Genomic DNA, 15943 nt, shown 5'->3' with positions numbered 1-15943 from the left:
GCGACCGTTGCCGGGATCCCGCCCGTGCCCGACGACCTCCGCTACGTCCTCCTCCTCTTCGCGCTGTTCGTGGTGCCGCGCATCCTGCAGCGGTACCGCCTGCCGAGCGCGATCACGAGCTTCCTGCTGGGCGCCGGGGTCGCGTTCTCGGGTGCGGAGCTGATCCCGCACGGCCCCACCCTGCCGCTGCTCGCGACCTTCGGCATCGCGGCGATGTTCCTCGTCGCCGGCCTCGAGGTCAACGTCGCCGACCTGCGGCGCGGCGCGCGCGTGATCTGGGAGCACCTCGCGCTGCACGCGATCGTCCTGCTGCTCGCGGGCGTCGTGGTGACGCTGCTGCTCGGCATCGGGGCGCGGCCGGCGGCGCTCGTCGCGCTGGCGCTGTTCACGCCGTCCACCGGCTTCATCCTCAGCTCGCTGCCGCAGCTCGGCGTCAGCGTCGAGGAGCAGTTCTGGATCCGCGCCAAGGCGATCGCGTTCGAGCTGCTGGCGCTCGGCATCCTCTTCGTGACGCTGCAGTCGACGTCGGCCGAGCGGCTGGTGGCGGCGACCGCGGCGCTCATGGTGATGACGTTCGTGCTGCCGGTCGCGTTCCGGCTGTTCGCGGCGCGCATCGCGCCCGTGGCGCCGCGCTCCGAGTTCGCCTTCCTGCTGATGCTGGCCGTCGTCGCCGCGTACATCACGAAGGCGCTCGGCGTCTACTACCTGGTGGGCGCGTTCCTCGTGGGCGCGGCGGCACAGTCGTTCCGCGAGCAGCTGCCCGCGCTGTCGTCGGAGTCGCTGGTGCACGCGGTCGAGGCGTTCGCGTCGCTGTTCGCGCCGTTCTACTTCTTCTACGCGGGCACGCACCTGCGGCCGCAGGACTTCCCGCCGCGCGCGCTGCTCGTGGGCGGCGGGCTGCTGCTGGTGTGCGTGCCGCTGCGCGTGCTGCTCGTCCTCGTGCACCGCCGGGCGGCGTTCCGGCAGCCGCTGCGCGCGGGGCTGCCGGTGGCGCTCGCCCTCACGCCGACGCTCGTCTTCTCGCTCGTGCTGGCGGAGATCCTGCGCGACCGCTTCGCCGCGGCGCCGTGGCTGGTGGGCGCGCTGATCATCTACACCGCGGGCAACACGCTCGTCCCCGGCTTCGCGCTGCACGGCCGCGCCTCGGAGCTGGACGTGCTGCAGCCCGACGCGCTGGCGGAGGCGGACAATCCGGCACGGCGCTCGCGATGAAGGGGGCGTTCTCCCTCACCTCCAGGCGCGCATGAGCAGACGCTGGCCCGACCACCTGTGGATCGTCCGACACGGCCAGAGCGCCGGCAACGTCGCGCGCGACGCGGCCGACGCGGCCGGGCTGCACGTCATCGACATCGCGGAGCGCGACGTGGACGTGCCGCTCAGCGACCTGGGGAAGGAGCAGTCCACGGCGCTGGGCCGCTGGTTCGCGGCGATGGCGCCGGATGCGCGGCCCAACACGGTCATCACGTCGCCCTACCGGCGCGCGCGCGAGACGGCGGCGCTGGTGCGCGACGCGGGCGGCGTCGCGCCGCAGTCGGTCGGCAAGATCGACGAGCGGCTGCGCGAGAAGGAGTTCGGCGTCCTCGACCGGCTGACGCGCGCGGGCATCCAGCAGCGCTTCCCCGACCAGGCGGAGGCGCGCAGCCGCATCGGCAAGTTCTACCACCGCCCGCCCGGCGGCGAGAGCTGGTGCGACGTCATCCTGCGGCTGCGCAGCGTCCTCGACACGATCAGTCTGCACCACGCGCACGAGGGCTCGCGCGTGCTGATCGTCGCGCACCAGGTGATCGTGCTCTGCTTCCGCTACCTGATCGAGGAGCTGACGGAGGAGGAGATCCTCGCGATCGACCGCGAGGGCGACGTCGCCAACTGCGGCGTCACGCACTACGTGCTCGCGCCCGCGGCCGACGGCCAGGACCCGGGGCTGCGCCTCGCGGCCTACAACTTCGTCGCGCCGCTGGAGGCCACGGGCACGCCGGTCACCGCGAGCCCCGACGCGCCCGCCGCACCGCGATGAAACGCACGCCGAAGCGCGCCACGACGAGCGCGCGCGCGGTCACGCCCGCGCTGCTGCGCCGCCTGCCGCTGCCGCCGCTGGACCACGCGGGCGACAAGGAGTCGCGCGGTCGCATCCTCGCCGTCGGCGGGTGCGTGCAGGTGCCAGGCGCGATGCTGCTGGCCGGCGTCGCGGCGCTGCGCGCGGGCGCGGGCAAGCTGCAGCTGGCCACCGTGCGCGCCGCCGCGCTGCCGCTGGGGCTCGCCGTACCGGAGGCGCTGGTGGTCGGCCTGCCGACGAGTGCCGCCGGCGAGATCGCGGGCGCACGCGCCGCGGCCCCGCTGCGCGAGCACGCGGCCGCCACCGACGCGCTGCTGGTGGGTCCCGGCATGACCGCCGACCGCGCGGCGCACGCGCTGCTCGCGGCGCTGGTGCCGCGGCTGCGCGACGACGCGGTGCTCGTGCTCGACGGCGCGGCGGTGGTCGCGCTCCGGCACGACGAGGCGCTGCTCGCGCCGCTCGGCGGTCGCGTGGTGCTGACGCCGCATTCGGGCGAGATGGCGTCGCTGCTCGACGTCGCGCGCGACGCGATCGAGGCCGATGCGCCGGAGGTCGCGCGCACCGCCGCCGCGCGCTTCGGTGCGACGGTCGCGCTGAAGGGGGCCGAGAGCTGGATCGCGGCCCCCGACGGCACGCTGCTGCACTACCGCGGCAACGCGGTGGGACTCGGCACCTCGGGCTCCGGGGACACGCTGGCGGGCATCGTCGCGGGGCTGGCCGCGCGCGGCGCGAGCGCGACGACGGCCGCCGCGTGGGGCGTGTGGGCGCACGGCACCGCGGGCCGCATTCTCGCGCGCCGCACGGCGACCGTGGGCTTCCTCGCCCGCGAGCTGCTGGCCGAGGTACCCGCGCTGGTGGGGCGCGCGTAGGTGCGCTCGCCATTGCCCGTCTTGACCGGGCCATGCACTGTAGCGGGGCGGCGCCTCACGGGCGCAGCGCGCGCTCCCACCCGTGCGTGGAGGACCGATGTGGATTCCGGCCCGGTGTATCCGACTCGTCATGCAGGCGTGCCTGATCGTCGCGCTTCCCGCCTGCAGCAGGGCGGCGTCGGAGGGCACGGCTGACACGACGCGCGCGGCCGCGCTGGACACCGCGACGGTACGTCGCGCCGTGGACTCCGTGGCGGAGAGCATGACGGCTGCCTTGCTGCGGCAGGACATGGGCGGCGTCGCCGCGGGGCTGGCGGAGGACTACGTCTCACTCGAGACGCCGGGACAGATCGTGCGTGGACGGGCCGCGTACCGCACCGCCATCGACGAGATGGCGAAGGCGGGCACCTGGAGCGAGCTGGCGTTCCGCCCGGAAGGCCTCGACGTCGCCGGCGACCTCGCGGTGCGCTACGGCCGCTGGCGCATGACGTACGTACCCGCCAAGGGTGACACGATGCGCGCCGACGGCAACTTCGTGCACGTGTGGCGTCGTCAGGGGGACGGCGCGTGGCGGCTCGCGCGCGAGATCAACAACTCCGCAACGGCGGCCCCGCAGATCCCGGCGGTGGGCGTGGCGAGATAGCCCGGCGCCACCGCCGGCACGATGGACGATCTTCCGGCGGATCCCTAGCGGCAGGCCGGCGCGGGCGCCAGCTCGTCCTCGCGCTTGATCGGGGCGACGTCCAGGAACTGCACGCCCGCGGGCGTCGTCGGCGCGAGCGTGATGGCGACGCGCAGGTCGCCCTGCCCGCAGCGCAGGCGCCAGCGGCCGCGCAGCGCGTTCTCGGCGACGAGCGGTCCCTCGGGCTTGCAGTCGCCGCCGGCCTGCGTGACGAGGCGCGCGAGCGCGGCGCGGCGGCGGTCCTTCGACTCGTCGAGGAAGAGGTTCATCGCGGCGACGCTGTCGGCCAGCGCGTCGTTCCACTGCGCGACGAGCCGCGTCACCTGCGCCTGCCGCGCGAGCAGCACGGGCGCGGGCCGCGGCGCGCGCGGCTGCAGCGCGCCGGTGCGCGCCATCAGCTCCAGCGCCTGCTCGGCGACGCCGGTCCAGCCGGTGTACGTGCGGTTCCCGAGGGCGACGATGCCGACGCCGTGCTCGGGGAGCCAGCGCATCAGCGAGCCGAAGCCCGGCAGCCCGCCCGTGTGCGACACCGTGATCGGATAGCGGCACGTCTGCCCCACGCGCAGCCCGTAGCCGTAGCCGCCGCTGGTGAGCGTGATCGCGCCCGCCGCGTCGCGCACCGCGCTCGCGCCGGCGTAGCGCCACACCTGCTGCATCTCGCGCGCGGAGCTGCGCTTCAGCGGCGCGCGCTCGTCGGCGTCGCGCGCGGGCCACGCGTCCAGCATGAAGCCCACCCAGCGCGACAGGTCGCTGACCGACGTCAGCATCCCGCCCATCGGCCCGAACGAGCCGTCGGGGAGCGCGGGCTCCTCGAGCCACTGGTCGTCCTGCCGGCGGTAGCCGTGCGCCAGCCGCTGCGGCGGTACCGCGCGCGCCTCCATCCACGTGGAGCGCATGCCGAGCGGCCGCAGCACGCGCTCGGTGACGTAGCGCGTGTAGGGCATGCCGGAGACGTTGGCGACGATGCGGCCGAGGATCGCGAAGCCGAAGTTCGAGTACTCGTACGCGGTGCCGGGCGCGGTGGAGAACGGGATCCCGCTCCGCATCAGGCGCGACAGCTCGGCCTCGCTCGCGGCCAGCTGCTGGTCGCCCCACGGGTTGTCCTCGGGAAAGCCCTCGGAGTGCGTGAGCAGGTGGCGGATGGTGAGCTTCGGCGAGTCGGCGGTGGGATAGCGCAGCCCCTTCAGCTCCGGCACGTAGCGCTCGGCCGGGTCGTCGAGCGCCAGCTTCCCCGCGTCGCGCAGCTGCAGGATCGAGAGCGCGGTGAAGCTCTTCGTCATCGACGCGATGCGGAACACGGTGCCCGTGTCGACGGGGGACCGCGACGACAGCTCGCGCAGCCCCGCCGTGCCGACGTGCACGAGCCGCCCATCGACGATGATCCCGTACGCGATGCCCGGCACGAAGGTGCGCTCGGCGTGGCCACGCAGCAGCGAGTCGATCGCCGGGAAGGCGGCGCTCAGCTTCGCGAGCCGCTCGGGATCCGCGAACTGCGCGGTAGCGACGGACGGCGCGGCGGCGAGCAGCGCGCAGGCCGCGAGGGCGAGGGGACGCGTGGGCATCGGAGCGGGGGCCGGGGTGGGGAGGCTGGACGAACGATAATGCGTGGCTGCGTGCTGCGTGCTGCGTGCTGCGTGCTGCGTGGTCCACACCATCGCGCCGGACCCAGTGCCTATTGGGGAGGACGCGGATGCTCCGGATTGTGCGGATGCTGCGGATCGCTCCGCACCGGTGCATGGAGCGTCGCCCCGCGAGGAGCGATCCGAATGATCCGTTCCCATCCGGAGCATCCGCACCCCTCCCAACGGCACCATCTCCGCGGCGCGCCGACGCATCCCGATGTAGTTGATGCAGCACGCAGCACGCAGCACGCAGCACACCGCTAGCTTCTTCGCATGTCTGCCTTCAGCTTCCGCACCTCACACGACCAGGGCGCCGCCCGCCTCGGCTGGTTCTCCACCCCGCACGGCGTGGTCGAGACGCCGGCGTTCATGCCCGTGGCCACGCACGGCACCATCAAGGGCCTCTCGGTCGACGAGGTCGAGGCGGTCGGCGGCGGGATGATGCTGTCGAACGCGTATCACCTCTCGCTGCGCCCCGGCGACGCGATGGTGCGCGCGCTCGGCGGGCTGCACGCGTTCACGCGCTGGAAGGGCCCGATGCTCACCGACTCGGGCGGCTTCCAGGTCTTCTCGCTCGCCAAGCTGCGCGCCGTGAGCGAGGACGGCGTCGAGTTCCGCAGCCACCTCGACGGCTCGGTGCAGCAGTACACACCCGAGCGCGTGATCCGCATCGAGCGCAACCTGGGTGCGGACGTCATCATGCAGTTCGACGAGCTGGTGGCGGGCGGCGCGTCGGTCGCGGTCGCGCAGGCGGCCATGGAGCGCAGCCTGCGCTGGCTCGCCCGCTGCCGCGTGGAGTTCGAGCGCCTGGAGCGCGAGGGGCGCGCGCCGATCACGGAGCTGCACGCGCCGCCCGGCGCGCCCCCGCTGGCCACGCACCCCGACGACCTCGCGCCGCCGCCGCAGTCGCTCTTCCCCATCGTGCAGGGCGGCATCCATCCCGCGCTGCGCCGCGCGTCGGCGCGCGGGATCCTGAGCAGCGGCGACTGGGACGGCATCGCGATCGGCGGGCTGTCGGTGGGCGAGGCGAAGCCCGACATGCACGCGATGCTCGAGGTGTGCGACCCCGAGCTGCCGCGCGACCGCCCGCGCTACCTGATGGGCGTCGGCTTCCCGGACGACCTGGTCGAGGGCGTGCGCCGCGGCATCGACCTGTTCGACTGCGTCGCCCCGACGCGCATGGGCCGCCACGGCACCGCCTTCACGCCCGAGGGCACGGTGCAGATCCGCCGCGGCCCGTACCGCACCGACCGCCGCCCGCTCGTCGAGGGGTGCCCCTGCCCCGGCTGCACGCGCTACGACCGCGCCTACCTGCGCCATCTCTTCGTGAGCGAGGAGATGCTCGGCCCGCGGCTGCTGGCGCTGCACAACGTGGCGTTCCTCTTGACGCTGATGCGCGATGCGCGCGAAGCGCTGCGCGCCGGCACGTTCGCGTCGTGGAGCGAGGACTGGCTCGCACGCTTCCGGGAGCGCGGCAGCGCGGAGGGCGGAACGGCGGCGGACGGAAGAGCGGAGGACGATGGGGCGTGAGACGAGAGGGCGGACCCTCTAGCTCGAAGCTTCAGGCTTAAGGGGCCGCTTTACCGTCTCACGCCCCATCGTCCTCCGCCGTATCGTTCTCCGCCCCAACGTCCTCCGCCTCTCCGACCCCACTCCGTGTCCGGCACGCTCGCCGCCCTCCTCGCCTACATGGTCCTGCAGCTCGGCATCGGCGTCTGGGTCTCGCGCCGCATCGCCGACGAGTCGGACTACCTGATCGCCGGCCGGCAGCTCGGCTACCCGCTGGCGATCTTCTCGACCTTCGCCACCTGGTTCGGGGCCGAGACGATGATCGGATCGGCCGGCACCACGTACCGCGAGGGGCTGTCGATCGCGTCGGCCGAGCCGTTCGGCTACGGACTGTGCCTCATCCTGATGGGGCTCGTGTTCGCGGTCCCGCTCTGGCGCCGCCGGCTCACGACGCTGGCCGACCTGTTCCGCGAGCGCTACTCGGTGGGCGTCGAGCGGCTGGCGGCGGTCATCCTCATCCCCAGCTCGATCCTCTGGGCCGCCGCGCAGGTGCGCGCGTTCGGCACCGTGCTCTCCACCGCCGCGCCGACGCTGAACGTCGAGAGCGCGATCGCCGTCGCGGCCGGCTTCACGATCCTCTACACGGCGTTCGGCGGGCTGCTCGCCGACGCGACGACGGACCTGATCCAGGGCATCCTGCTCATCATCGGCCTCTCCGTCGTCGGCATCGCGGTCGTGACGGCGCTCGGCGGGCTCGAGGCGGTGCCGGCGGCGCTGGAGGCGGCGCGTCAGGCGCGCGCGCTCGCCGCGCCGGCGGTCGCGCCGCCGTGGCTGGAGGTCGCGGAGGCGTGGGCGATCCCCGTGTGCGGCTCGGTGATCGCGACGGAGCTCGTGGGCCGCGTGATCGCGACGCGGACGCCCGCCGTCGCGCGCAACTCGTCGCTGGCGGCGGGCGCGCTGTACGTGAGCGTCGGCATGATCCCGGTGTTCATCGGGCTCGTGGGCGCGACGCTGCTGCCCGGCCTCGCCGACGCGGAGGCGCTGCTGCCGACCATCGCGCAGCGGCTGCTTCCCACCGTCGGCTTCGCGGTCTTCGCCGGCGGCATCATCTCCGCCATCCTCTCCACGGTCGACAGCACGCTGCTGGTGTCGTCGGGGCTGATGTCGCACAACCTCGTGGTGCCGCTGCTCGGCATCACCGACGAGGCGCGCAAGGTGCGCGTCGCGCGTCTGGGCGTGCTGGCGTTCGGCGCCGCGGCGTACCTGCTCGCGCTGCGCGCCGAGGGCGTGTTCGCGCTGGTGGAGCAGGCGTCGGCCTTCGGGAGCGCGGGCGCGCTCGTCACCGTCTGCTTCGCGCTCTTCACCTCGCTCGGCGGCCCGCGCACCGCGGCGGCGACGCTGATCGCAGGGACCGTGTCGTACCTCGTGGCGAACGCCGCGGGCGCGAGTGCTCCTTTCCTGCTGTCTCTCGCCAGCGCACTGGGTACGTACGTGGGGGGTGTCGCGCTCGGAAGGATCGTTGGCGGTGCGGCGGAGGACGGAACGGCGGAGAACGGTGAAGCGGAGAACGTGACGGCGTGAAACGATGAAGCGGACGCTTCGAGCCTTGAGCTCAACGCGTCCGCTTCATCGTTTCACGCTCTTCCGTCCTCCGCGGTCACGTCCTCCGCGGTTCCGTTTTCCGCGGTTCCGTTCTCAGCTCTTCAGGCGCCCCTGCAGCGCGCCCTGCTGAGCCCCCAGCGTCCACCGACCCGTCACGCGGCTCTTCGCCGCGCTCCCGTTCTGCCGGTGCAGCACGAGCTCGAGCAGCCCCGACTCGGTGTCGGCGTGCAGCACGAGGTCCGAGCCCTCGACGTTGACGATGAGCGGGATCGCGCTGCCGTCGGTGGCGCGGCGGAAGCTGGCGACCAGCGCGCCGGCCGAGTCGGCGACGACGACCTTGGCGGGCATCGTGCGGTCGGGGAGGCCGACGCGCAGCTCGTACGTGGCGACGGGACGCGGCGTCGCGGCCATCGCGTTCTGGGCCGCCGCGGGCGCCGCGGCGAGGCCGACGCCCACGGCGGCGGCCAGCATGGACAGATATGTGTGCGCGCGCATGTGAGTAGCTCGCGTGAGGTGTGATGATGGGACGAGCGCCTGCGAATCCGCCTACGGGCGCGGGTTTTCGCGGGTTTCGGGTCGGGGGCGTGAGGCGTGCGTGAGGCGTGCGTGAGGCGTGCGTCATGAATGCGACGCGCGGCCGACGCCACCCAGGGTCAAACGACCCCGCGGGCCGCGAGGTCACTGCGGCGAATCGGTGCGCTACGCGGCGCGCGCCGGTGCGTCGCCGAGGGGTCCGCGCGTGAGCGCGGTCGCGTCCTCCAGCACGTCGAAGCGCTGCACGCGCAGGTCCGACTGGAACGGCGCGGTCGCGAGCCGCGCGGCGAGCGGGCCCGCGAGGTACGCGGCCAGCGACGCGTCGTCGTCGAACAGGTAGACGCCGCCCGCGCGCGCCTGCACCGCGTCGACGAGCCAGATCTTCCAGCGAAGACCCGGGATGGAGGCGTAGTGGGGCGCCGCGTCGGCGACGATGCGCGCGAAGTCGGCGACGGGAACGCGCAGCGCGAAGGTGACCTGGAGGATCGGCATGGGAGGCTCCCGCACGAGGATCGGGTGTCGGCGCGGGACCAGCGTCGTCACCGCCGCCATCGGGAGATGCGCGATCCACGCGCGCGATGCGACACCGCCCGCGACCCGCGCGTCGCGCGCGGCGTCGTCAGCCGCGCGCGTCCTCGTCCCTGTCGTCCCGCGCGCGCCGGCCGTCCGGGTTCAGCACCGACCGGCCGCGGCGCGTGAGGCGGCGCTCGACGCGCGTCAGCCAGCGCAGCGTCGCGAACGTCATCAGCGACGCGACGATGGCGAGCTCCCACCGTCCGTGGCCCGCCGCGGCGCCCAGCGCGCCCGTCATCCAGATGCCCGCGGCCGTCGCGGTGCCGTGCACGCGCTGCCGGCTCTTCAGGATCGCGCCGCCACCGATGAAGCCGATCCCCTGCATCAGCCCCGCGATCAGCCGCGCGTGCGCGTCCGCGTGCGGCTCGCTCGTGTCGCCCGTGAACGAGCGGCCCAGCAGCACGAACGCGCAGCTCGCGGCCGCGACCAGCGGGAAGGTGCGCAGCCCCGCGCTGCGCGACTCGCGCTCGCGCTCCCACCCGATGGGGATCGCGAGCGCGAAGGCGCCGGCCAGCTGCAGCAGGTATTCGAGGGCGAGTCGCCAGTTCATGCCCGCGTCGTCACTGCCGATGTCGTGCCGCGATCGCGGCCAGCCGCGCCTGGATCTCGCGCTCGGGCAGCCAGCGGCCGCGCACCATCACGCCCGCGCGGCGCGTGAGGTTCGCGACGTCGGCGAGCGGGCTCGCGTCCAGCAGCAGCAGGTCCGCGCGATGGCCCGGCGCGACGGCGCCGAAGCGATCGGACTTCGCGAAGTACTCCCCCACGCGCGTCGTGCCGGACGCCAGGATCTGCTGCGGCGTCATCCCCGCCTCGCGCATGCGCAGCAGCTCGCGGTGCAGCGAGAAGCCCGGGACGCTGAACTGCTGCGGCGCGTCGGTGCCCATCAGCACGCGCACGCCGCCGTCGCTCAGCGCCTTCAGCAGCTGCATCCGGTTGTCGATCACGCGCCGGCCCACCGCGCGGTCCATCTGCGGGCTCGCCATGCGCTGCGTGTGGAGGCTCGTCCACTGCGCGACCGTCGCCTTCGGCATGTACTGCAGCTCGGGATACGCGGTCACGGTCGCGACGTCCGCGGTGCCGTACAGCACCTCCCACAGCGCCATCATCGGCACCACCCACACGCCGGCGTCCCGCGAGCGCTTCACGACGTCCGCCAGCGCCGCGGCGTCGAGCGGCCCCTGGTCGCCCTTCAGCTGCTCGATGTAGCCATCGAGGTGGTCGAACGTCTCCTGCCCCATGTCGATCGCGTGCAGCAGCCCGACCTCCGCCGGCACGTGCCCGCCGAAGCGCATCCCCTCCGCCCTCGCGGTGCGCGCCATCGCGTCGTACTCGTCGCGCGTCAGCCCCGGGTGCACCTTCAGCAGGTCCCACCCCTCGGCCTTCTGCGCCTTGACCATCCGCACCGCGTCGTCCGGCGAGTTGACCGAGTTGCCGTTGAAGCTCGGGCCCGCGAGGTAGAGCGTCGGCGCGACGACGTCGCCGCGCCGCGCGCGCTCGCGCAGCGCCAGCTGTCCGGGCGCGCCGAGCATGCCGCGCACCGTCGTGATGCCGTTCGCGACGTAGAGGAACAGCACGTCGTCGGTCAGCTGCGCCGGCGCGTTCGGCGGCGGCACGTGCCCGTGCATCTCGGCCAGCCCCGGCACGAGGAACTTCCCGCGCCCGTCCACGCGCGTCGCGCCGCCCGGCACCGCCGTGCGCGCGGCCGGCCCCACGGTGACGATGCGGTCGCCCTGCACCACCACCGTCTGGTTGGCGAGCGGCCCGCGGCCGTCCATCGGGATGACCGTGACGTCGACGAACGCGGTGGTCGCGGGCGCCGGCTGCGCGACGGCGAGCGTCGGGAGCGCGAGCAGCGCGGCCCCCGCGAGACGGCGGCGGACGCGAGGCGGGATCGTGGGCACGGGAGCTCTCCTGCGGGTGAGGGGCGCGTGGGTGCCCCACGCTACCACGCCGCACGGGCCGCCGGCCAGCGCGCCGCGCGTCAGACGATCGTTCGGACCGTCGTTCAGACGCCCACCGCGTGCGTCTCCGCCTGCCCTGCCTCGCCGATCGTCGACGACTCGGGCGCGCTCGCGCGCAGCGTCGCGGCCAGCGCGGCGATGATCGCGCCCGTGGCCACCACGACCGCTAGCCCCACGCGCAGCGACGACCACTCGGCGACCAGCCCGATCACCGGCGGGCCGGCGAGGAAGCCCGTGTACCCGAACGTGCTGACGGCGGCGATCGCCGTCCCCGCCGTCTGCCCCGGCATCCGCCCCGCCGACGCGAGCACCGTCGGGAAGACGCTCGACAGCCCCGCGCCCACCGCGCCGAAGCCCACCACCGCGGCCCACGGCGACGGCACCGAGAGCGCGATCCCCAGCCCGATCGCGGAGAGCAGCCCGCCGGCGCGCACGAGGCGCGCGGGGCCCATGCGCAGCGTCAGCGCGTCGCCCACCGCGCGCCCGGTCGCCATCGCCAGCGAGAAGGCCGCGAAGCCGGCCGCCGCGAGCCCCGGCCCTGCGCCCGCGACGTCGCGCAGATAGACGGCGCTCCAGTCGGCCATCGCGCCCTCGCCGAACAGCACGCAGAACGCGACGACGCCGAGCGCCAGCAGCGCGCGCGTGGGCCGCGCGAACGCGGGCCCGCCGGGTGCGGCGTCGGCCGTCGCGGGCAGCAGCCGCGTCCCCGCGAGCCAGCCGACGAGCGCGATCATCGCCGCGACGATCCCGAGGTGCGGCGCGAGCCCCAGCCCGCGCGCCGCCGCGAGCCCGCCCGTCGCCGCGCCCACCAGCCCACCGAGCGAGAACAGCGCGTGGAAGCTCGCCATGATCGGCCGTGCGTAGCGGCGCTCGACGGTGGCGGCCTGCGCGTTCATCGCCACGCCCATGACGCCGCTCGTCGCGCCGAGCAGCACGAGGGCCGCGGTCAGCGCGACGAGTCCCGTGGCCAGCGGCGGCAGCGCGAGCGACGCCGCGAACGCCAGCACGCCCGCGCGCGTCACGGGCCGGCTGCCGTGGCGCGCGATCAGCCCGCCCGCGAGCGGCATCGCGACCAGCGCGCCGACCGCGACGCCCAGCAGCGCCATGCCCAGCTGGCCGACGCCGATCCCCAGCCGCTCCTGCACCGCGGGGATGCGCACGACCCAGTTGGCGAACCCCGCGCCGTCGAGGAAGAACACCGTCGCCACCGCGACGCGCGCCGTGCGCACCGATCGGTCGCGCATCGTCACGCGGCCGAGCCGATGGTGAGCCAGTCGGTGCGCACCTTGTTCCGCTCCTGGATCGTCAGGCCGTGGCGCTCGAACAGCGCGCGCACCTGGCCCGGCGCGTAGCCGAGCATCTCCTCCAGCACCGGCACGAGCACGCTCAGCGCGTCGTCGCTGATGACCGTGCGCCGCGCGATCTCGGCGATGTGTCGCGCTTCGGAGACCGCGATCGTGAGCCCGTCGCCGCGGTTGACGTGGAGCATCACGTGCAGGTCGGAGCTGCCATCCCCCACGTACACGACGCGCTCGCGCGGCACGCCCAGCGCCGAGCGCAGCGCCTCCACCGCCGCGACCTTGCCGTAGCCGGCGGCCACGCGCTCCACGGCCGCGATCTCGCCGGTGTCCGCGTCGTAGGCCAGGCGGGTGCCGACGACGTGGCTCGCCGGCACCAGCCCGTCGAGCGCCGCGAGCACGATCTCCTCGGGCGCCGCCGACACGACGTGGAAGTCGAACGTCGCGTCCTCGATGCCGGTCGCCAGCAGCTCCGCCAGCCGCGCGATGTTGCGCTTGAGGCGGATCGTGCGGCCGACCGCGACCAGGTCGTCGCGCCGCACGCGGCGGAACTCGGGATCGTGGCGCAGCAGGTACGCCAGCTCGGCGCCCTCCTGCACCAGGTTGAGGCGTGACAGCCCCGCGACCTTCTCGTCGAAGCGCGCGATGCCGAGCATCTCGCTCAGCAGGCGGCCGGAATCGTTGAAGCTGAGCGTCTGGTCGAAGTCGCTCACCAGCAGGTAGCGCCTGTGCATGTCGGGCACCCTCCATCGTGTCCCACGAAGGGGTAGGGCGTCCGGGCGCGCGCGTCCAGTGGCCGCGCATTCATCGCGCGCGTGTACGAATTCAGCGTCGGCTGGACGGCGGCACCAGGCCCTTCATGCGCATGTACGTGATGATGTTGCCGTAGTGCTCCCCGTTGTGCACGGCGTTGAGCGCCAGCACCTGCGCGCGCGACTGCCGCTGCCCGAACAGCTCGACCGTCGCCGCCGTCGCGGCGGCCGGCTGCGCGTACGCGCGCGCGCAGTACGCGGTGGACGCCTTGAGCGCCTGCACGAGCGCGGCCTTCGTCGTCGCGCTCCTCTCGATCTCGTCCTCGGCCCGCGCGGGCTCGCCGAGGGCGGCCGCGCACATCATGTACTGCGCGCCGGCGACGTGTCCGACCAGCTGCCCGAACGTGCGCACCGTCTCGACGGGCCGGTACGCGTAGTCGGCCTCCGACAGCTCCTCCGCCGCGGCGGTGACGAACGCCGTCACCTGCTCCCACTGCGCGCGCATCGCGGCCACACCCGCGTCGGCGGCCGGTGCGGCGGAGCCACCGTCCTTGGACACGGGTTGCTGGGCCTGCGCGGCGGCAGGGAGGACGAGCGCGAGGACGAGCACGAGGGCGGGACGGCGCATGGAACGCTCCGGGTGTGGGGTGGGAAGTGCGGCGGGACGAACTTCGGGTGCCCGCGCGCCGCTGTCCACCCGCCGTGCGCCGTCAGGCCACCGGCACGTCGTCCGGGATCGCCAGCAGCGTGACGCCCGCGACGTCCAGCCGCACCATGCCCGGCGTACGCGCGACCCGCAGCATCGCCAGCCCGCAGCCCGGGCAGCGCAGCACGACACCCATCGCGTGGCCGTAGGCCAGCAGCGCGCCCACGGGCCGTGCGTCGCCGCAGCCCGCGCACGTGGCGCGCGCGACGGTCACGTCCTGGCTGAACACCTCGCGCAGCGCACCCGCGGCGGCGTTGCCGTCCAGGCGCATCTCCTCGGTGAGCATGACGCTTCCTCCGGTTGCAGGACGTCGACCCGGCGCGATCAGCCGCCGGTGGGCCCGAAGCGCTCGGTGCGCACGCGCGCGGGATCGTGGCCGATCGCCACCAGCAGCGCGGCCACCGACTCGACGAGCGGCGTCGGCCCGCACACGAACGCGAGCGGTGCGTCGGCAGCCGGCCACGCCACCGCGTCGAGCATCGCGCGGTCGATGCGCCGATGGTGCTGCGCCCAGTCGACGGGCGTCGTCTCGCGCGTCAGCGTGTACACGATCCCGACCGCCGGCGCGGCGAAGCGCGCCAGCTCGTCGCGGTAGATGACGTCCGCCGCCGTGCGCGCGGAGTAGAGCAGCCGCACGGGCACGCGCGCGCGCCGCGCGGCGTCGGCGTGGGCGTGGTGCCGCAGCATCGCCATCAGCGGGACGACGCCCGAGCCGCCGGCCACCAGCAGCAGCGGGCCGCCGTCGTGCACGTCCCACGCGAACCAGCCGCCGATCGGGCCACGCACCTCCAGCCCGTCGCCCGCGCGCAGCTCGCCCGCCAGGTACGGCGAGACCTCGCCGTCGTCCAGCCGCTCCACCGTCAGCGCGACGGTGCGCTCCTCCGGCGCCGACGCGATGGAGTACGAGCGCTGCGCCTGGTAGCCGTCCTCCGCCACCAGCCGCACGTCCACGTGCTGGCCCGCGCGATGGCCCGGCCAGTCCGGAACGTCGAGCACCAGCGTGCGCGCGCGCGGCGTCTCGTCGCGCACGGCGACGACCGTCGCGACGCGCCATTCGAGCCGCGCGGGCGCCGTGCGCCGCGCGACGTCCGGCACGCCCTCAGGGATCGCCCTGATACCGCTGCTCACGCCACGGGTCTCCGCGATCGTGGTAGCCCAGCTCCTCCCAGAACCCGCGCGCGTCGTGCGCCAGCAGCCGCAGCCCGCGCACCCACTTCGCGCTCTTCCAGAAGTAGAGGTGCGGGATCAGCAGCCGCGCGGGCCCGCCATGCTCGGGATCGAGCGGCGCGCCGTCGTGGCCGAACGCGATCCACGCCTTCCCGCCGGTGACGTCGGCGAGCGGCACGTTGGTCGTGTAGCCGCCGTCGCAGAACGCGAGCACGAACGCGCCGCCCGAGACGCCCTCGTTCGCCGCGGCGGCGAGCAGCACGTCCACCGACACGCCCTCCCACCGCGTGTCGAAGCGCGACCACTTGGTGACGCAGTGGATGTCGACGGTCGGCGTCTCGCGCGGCAGCGCCATCAGCTCGTCCCACGTCCACCGCGCCGACCGGCCGTCGAGCCCGCGGATCGCGAAGTCCCACTCGGCCAGCGGCGTCCGGGGCGTCGGGCCGGCGGACAGCACGGGGAAGTCGCGCGTCTCGTACTGGCCGGGCGGAAGGCGGCCCGCGGGCGTCTGCAGCCGGCGCCCGCGGAAGCCGCGGGCGATGAACGGCTGATCGGGCATCGTCGCGCCTCCGGTCGTGAGTCGTCCCGTGACGCCTCCACCCTCGCGCCGCCGAC

17 protein-coding genes are annotated in these 15943 nt (G+C 74.4%); 6 read left to right on the top strand and 11 right to left on the bottom strand.

What is annotated here, in order from left to right:
* The first annotated feature begins 24 nt into the window (after nt 1-24).
* From rosag_RS16695 to rosag_RS16680, 4 genes are all read left to right on the top strand, one after another.
* The gene (locus rosag_RS16695) at nt 25-1212 is read left to right on the top strand and encodes a cation:proton antiporter (RefSeq protein WP_284351295.1); all 1188 of its coding nucleotides are present in this window, start codon (nt 25-27) and stop codon (nt 1210-1212) included.
* Nucleotides 1213-1243: 31 nt separating this feature from the next.
* Entirely contained in the window at nt 1244-2014 is a 771-nt protein-coding gene (locus rosag_RS16690) for a histidine phosphatase family protein (protein WP_284351294.1), read from the top strand.
* Nucleotides 2011-2922 (top strand): NAD(P)H-hydrate dehydratase, encoded by a 912-nt coding sequence (locus tag rosag_RS16685; RefSeq protein WP_284351293.1) that lies wholly within the window; start codon nt 2011-2013, stop codon nt 2920-2922. The genes rosag_RS16690 and rosag_RS16685 overlap by 4 nt, the downstream gene beginning before the upstream one ends.
* Nucleotides 2923-3019: 97 nt before the next feature.
* Nucleotides 3020-3565, top strand: a complete 546-nt coding sequence (locus tag rosag_RS16680) for a YybH family protein (RefSeq protein ID WP_309298187.1) — start codon at nt 3020-3022, stop codon at nt 3563-3565.
* Between the two features lie 44 nt (nt 3566-3609).
* On the opposite strand, the gene rosag_RS16675 is transcribed toward rosag_RS16680, so the two are convergent.
* Nucleotides 3610-5166, bottom strand: a complete 1557-nt coding sequence (locus tag rosag_RS16675) for a serine hydrolase domain-containing protein (RefSeq protein WP_284351291.1) — start codon at nt 5164-5166, stop codon at nt 3610-3612.
* A 333-nt stretch (nt 5167-5499) separates the two neighbouring features.
* Between rosag_RS16675 and rosag_RS16670 the strand changes: the two genes are divergently transcribed.
* Nucleotides 5500-6756, top strand: a complete 1257-nt coding sequence (locus rosag_RS16670; protein ID WP_284351290.1) for a tRNA guanosine(34) transglycosylase Tgt — start codon at nt 5500-5502, stop codon at nt 6754-6756.
* A gap of 126 nt (nt 6757-6882) precedes the next feature.
* Nucleotides 6883-8316, top strand: a complete 1434-nt coding sequence (locus tag rosag_RS16665; protein WP_284351289.1) for a high affinity choline transporter 1 — start codon at nt 6883-6885, stop codon at nt 8314-8316.
* A 114-nt stretch (nt 8317-8430) separates the two neighbouring features.
* Here the strand turns inward: rosag_RS16665 and rosag_RS16660 are convergent, their stop codons facing one another.
* From rosag_RS16660 to rosag_RS16615, 10 genes are all read right to left on the bottom strand, one after another.
* Nucleotides 8431-8832 carry a hypothetical protein gene (locus rosag_RS16660; protein ID WP_284351288.1) on the bottom strand — a complete coding sequence of 134 codons (402 nt, stop codon included), beginning with the start codon at nt 8830-8832 and terminating at the stop codon, nt 8431-8433.
* 204 nt (nt 8833-9036) lie between these two features.
* Nucleotides 9037-9363 (bottom strand): YdhR family protein, encoded by a 327-nt coding sequence (locus rosag_RS16655; protein ID WP_284351287.1) that lies wholly within the window; start codon nt 9361-9363, stop codon nt 9037-9039.
* A 127-nt stretch (nt 9364-9490) separates the two neighbouring features.
* The gene (locus rosag_RS16650; RefSeq protein WP_284351286.1) at nt 9491-9994 is read right to left on the bottom strand and encodes an MgtC/SapB family protein; all 504 of its coding nucleotides are present in this window, start codon (nt 9992-9994) and stop codon (nt 9491-9493) included.
* A gap of 10 nt (nt 9995-10004) precedes the next feature.
* On the bottom strand, nt 10005-11345 hold the full coding sequence (locus rosag_RS16645; RefSeq protein WP_284351285.1) for an amidohydrolase family protein: 1341 nt from the start codon (nt 11343-11345) through the stop codon (nt 10005-10007).
* Between the two features lie 104 nt (nt 11346-11449).
* Nucleotides 11450-12649, bottom strand: coding sequence for an MFS transporter (locus rosag_RS16640; RefSeq protein WP_284351284.1), 1200 nt, complete (start codon nt 12647-12649; stop codon nt 11450-11452).
* Nucleotides 12650-12651: 2 nt separating this feature from the next.
* On the bottom strand, nt 12652-13437 hold the full coding sequence (locus rosag_RS16635) for a haloacid dehalogenase-like hydrolase (protein ID WP_284351620.1): 786 nt from the start codon (nt 13435-13437) through the stop codon (nt 12652-12654).
* Between the two features lie 91 nt (nt 13438-13528).
* Nucleotides 13529-14083 carry a DinB family protein gene (locus tag rosag_RS16630; RefSeq protein WP_284351283.1) on the bottom strand — a complete coding sequence of 185 codons (555 nt, stop codon included), beginning with the start codon at nt 14081-14083 and terminating at the stop codon, nt 13529-13531.
* Nucleotides 14084-14165: 82 nt separating this feature from the next.
* Nucleotides 14166-14447: a DUF6510 family protein gene (locus rosag_RS16625; RefSeq protein WP_284351282.1), complete on the bottom strand. Its 282-nt coding sequence runs from the start codon at nt 14445-14447 to the stop codon at nt 14166-14168.
* A 38-nt stretch (nt 14448-14485) separates the two neighbouring features.
* A complete protein-coding gene (locus rosag_RS16620; RefSeq protein WP_284351281.1) occupies nt 14486-15289 on the bottom strand; it encodes a ferredoxin reductase in 804 nt (267 codons plus the stop codon).
* Complete coding sequence (locus tag rosag_RS16615; protein ID WP_284351280.1) at nt 15261-15887, bottom strand: sulfite oxidase-like oxidoreductase; 627 nt, start codon at nt 15885-15887, stop codon at nt 15261-15263. Before rosag_RS16615 ends, rosag_RS16620 begins: the two co-directional genes overlap by 29 nt.
* Nucleotides 15888-15943: the final 56 nt, after the last annotated feature.

The sequence above is a fragment of the Roseisolibacter agri genome (assembly GCF_030159095.1).
Lineage (GTDB): Bacteria > Gemmatimonadota > Gemmatimonadetes > Gemmatimonadales > Gemmatimonadaceae > Roseisolibacter > Roseisolibacter agri.
The sequence above is the reverse complement of the archived record's forward strand: the minus strand, read 5'-3'. Positions and strand labels throughout refer to the sequence as shown.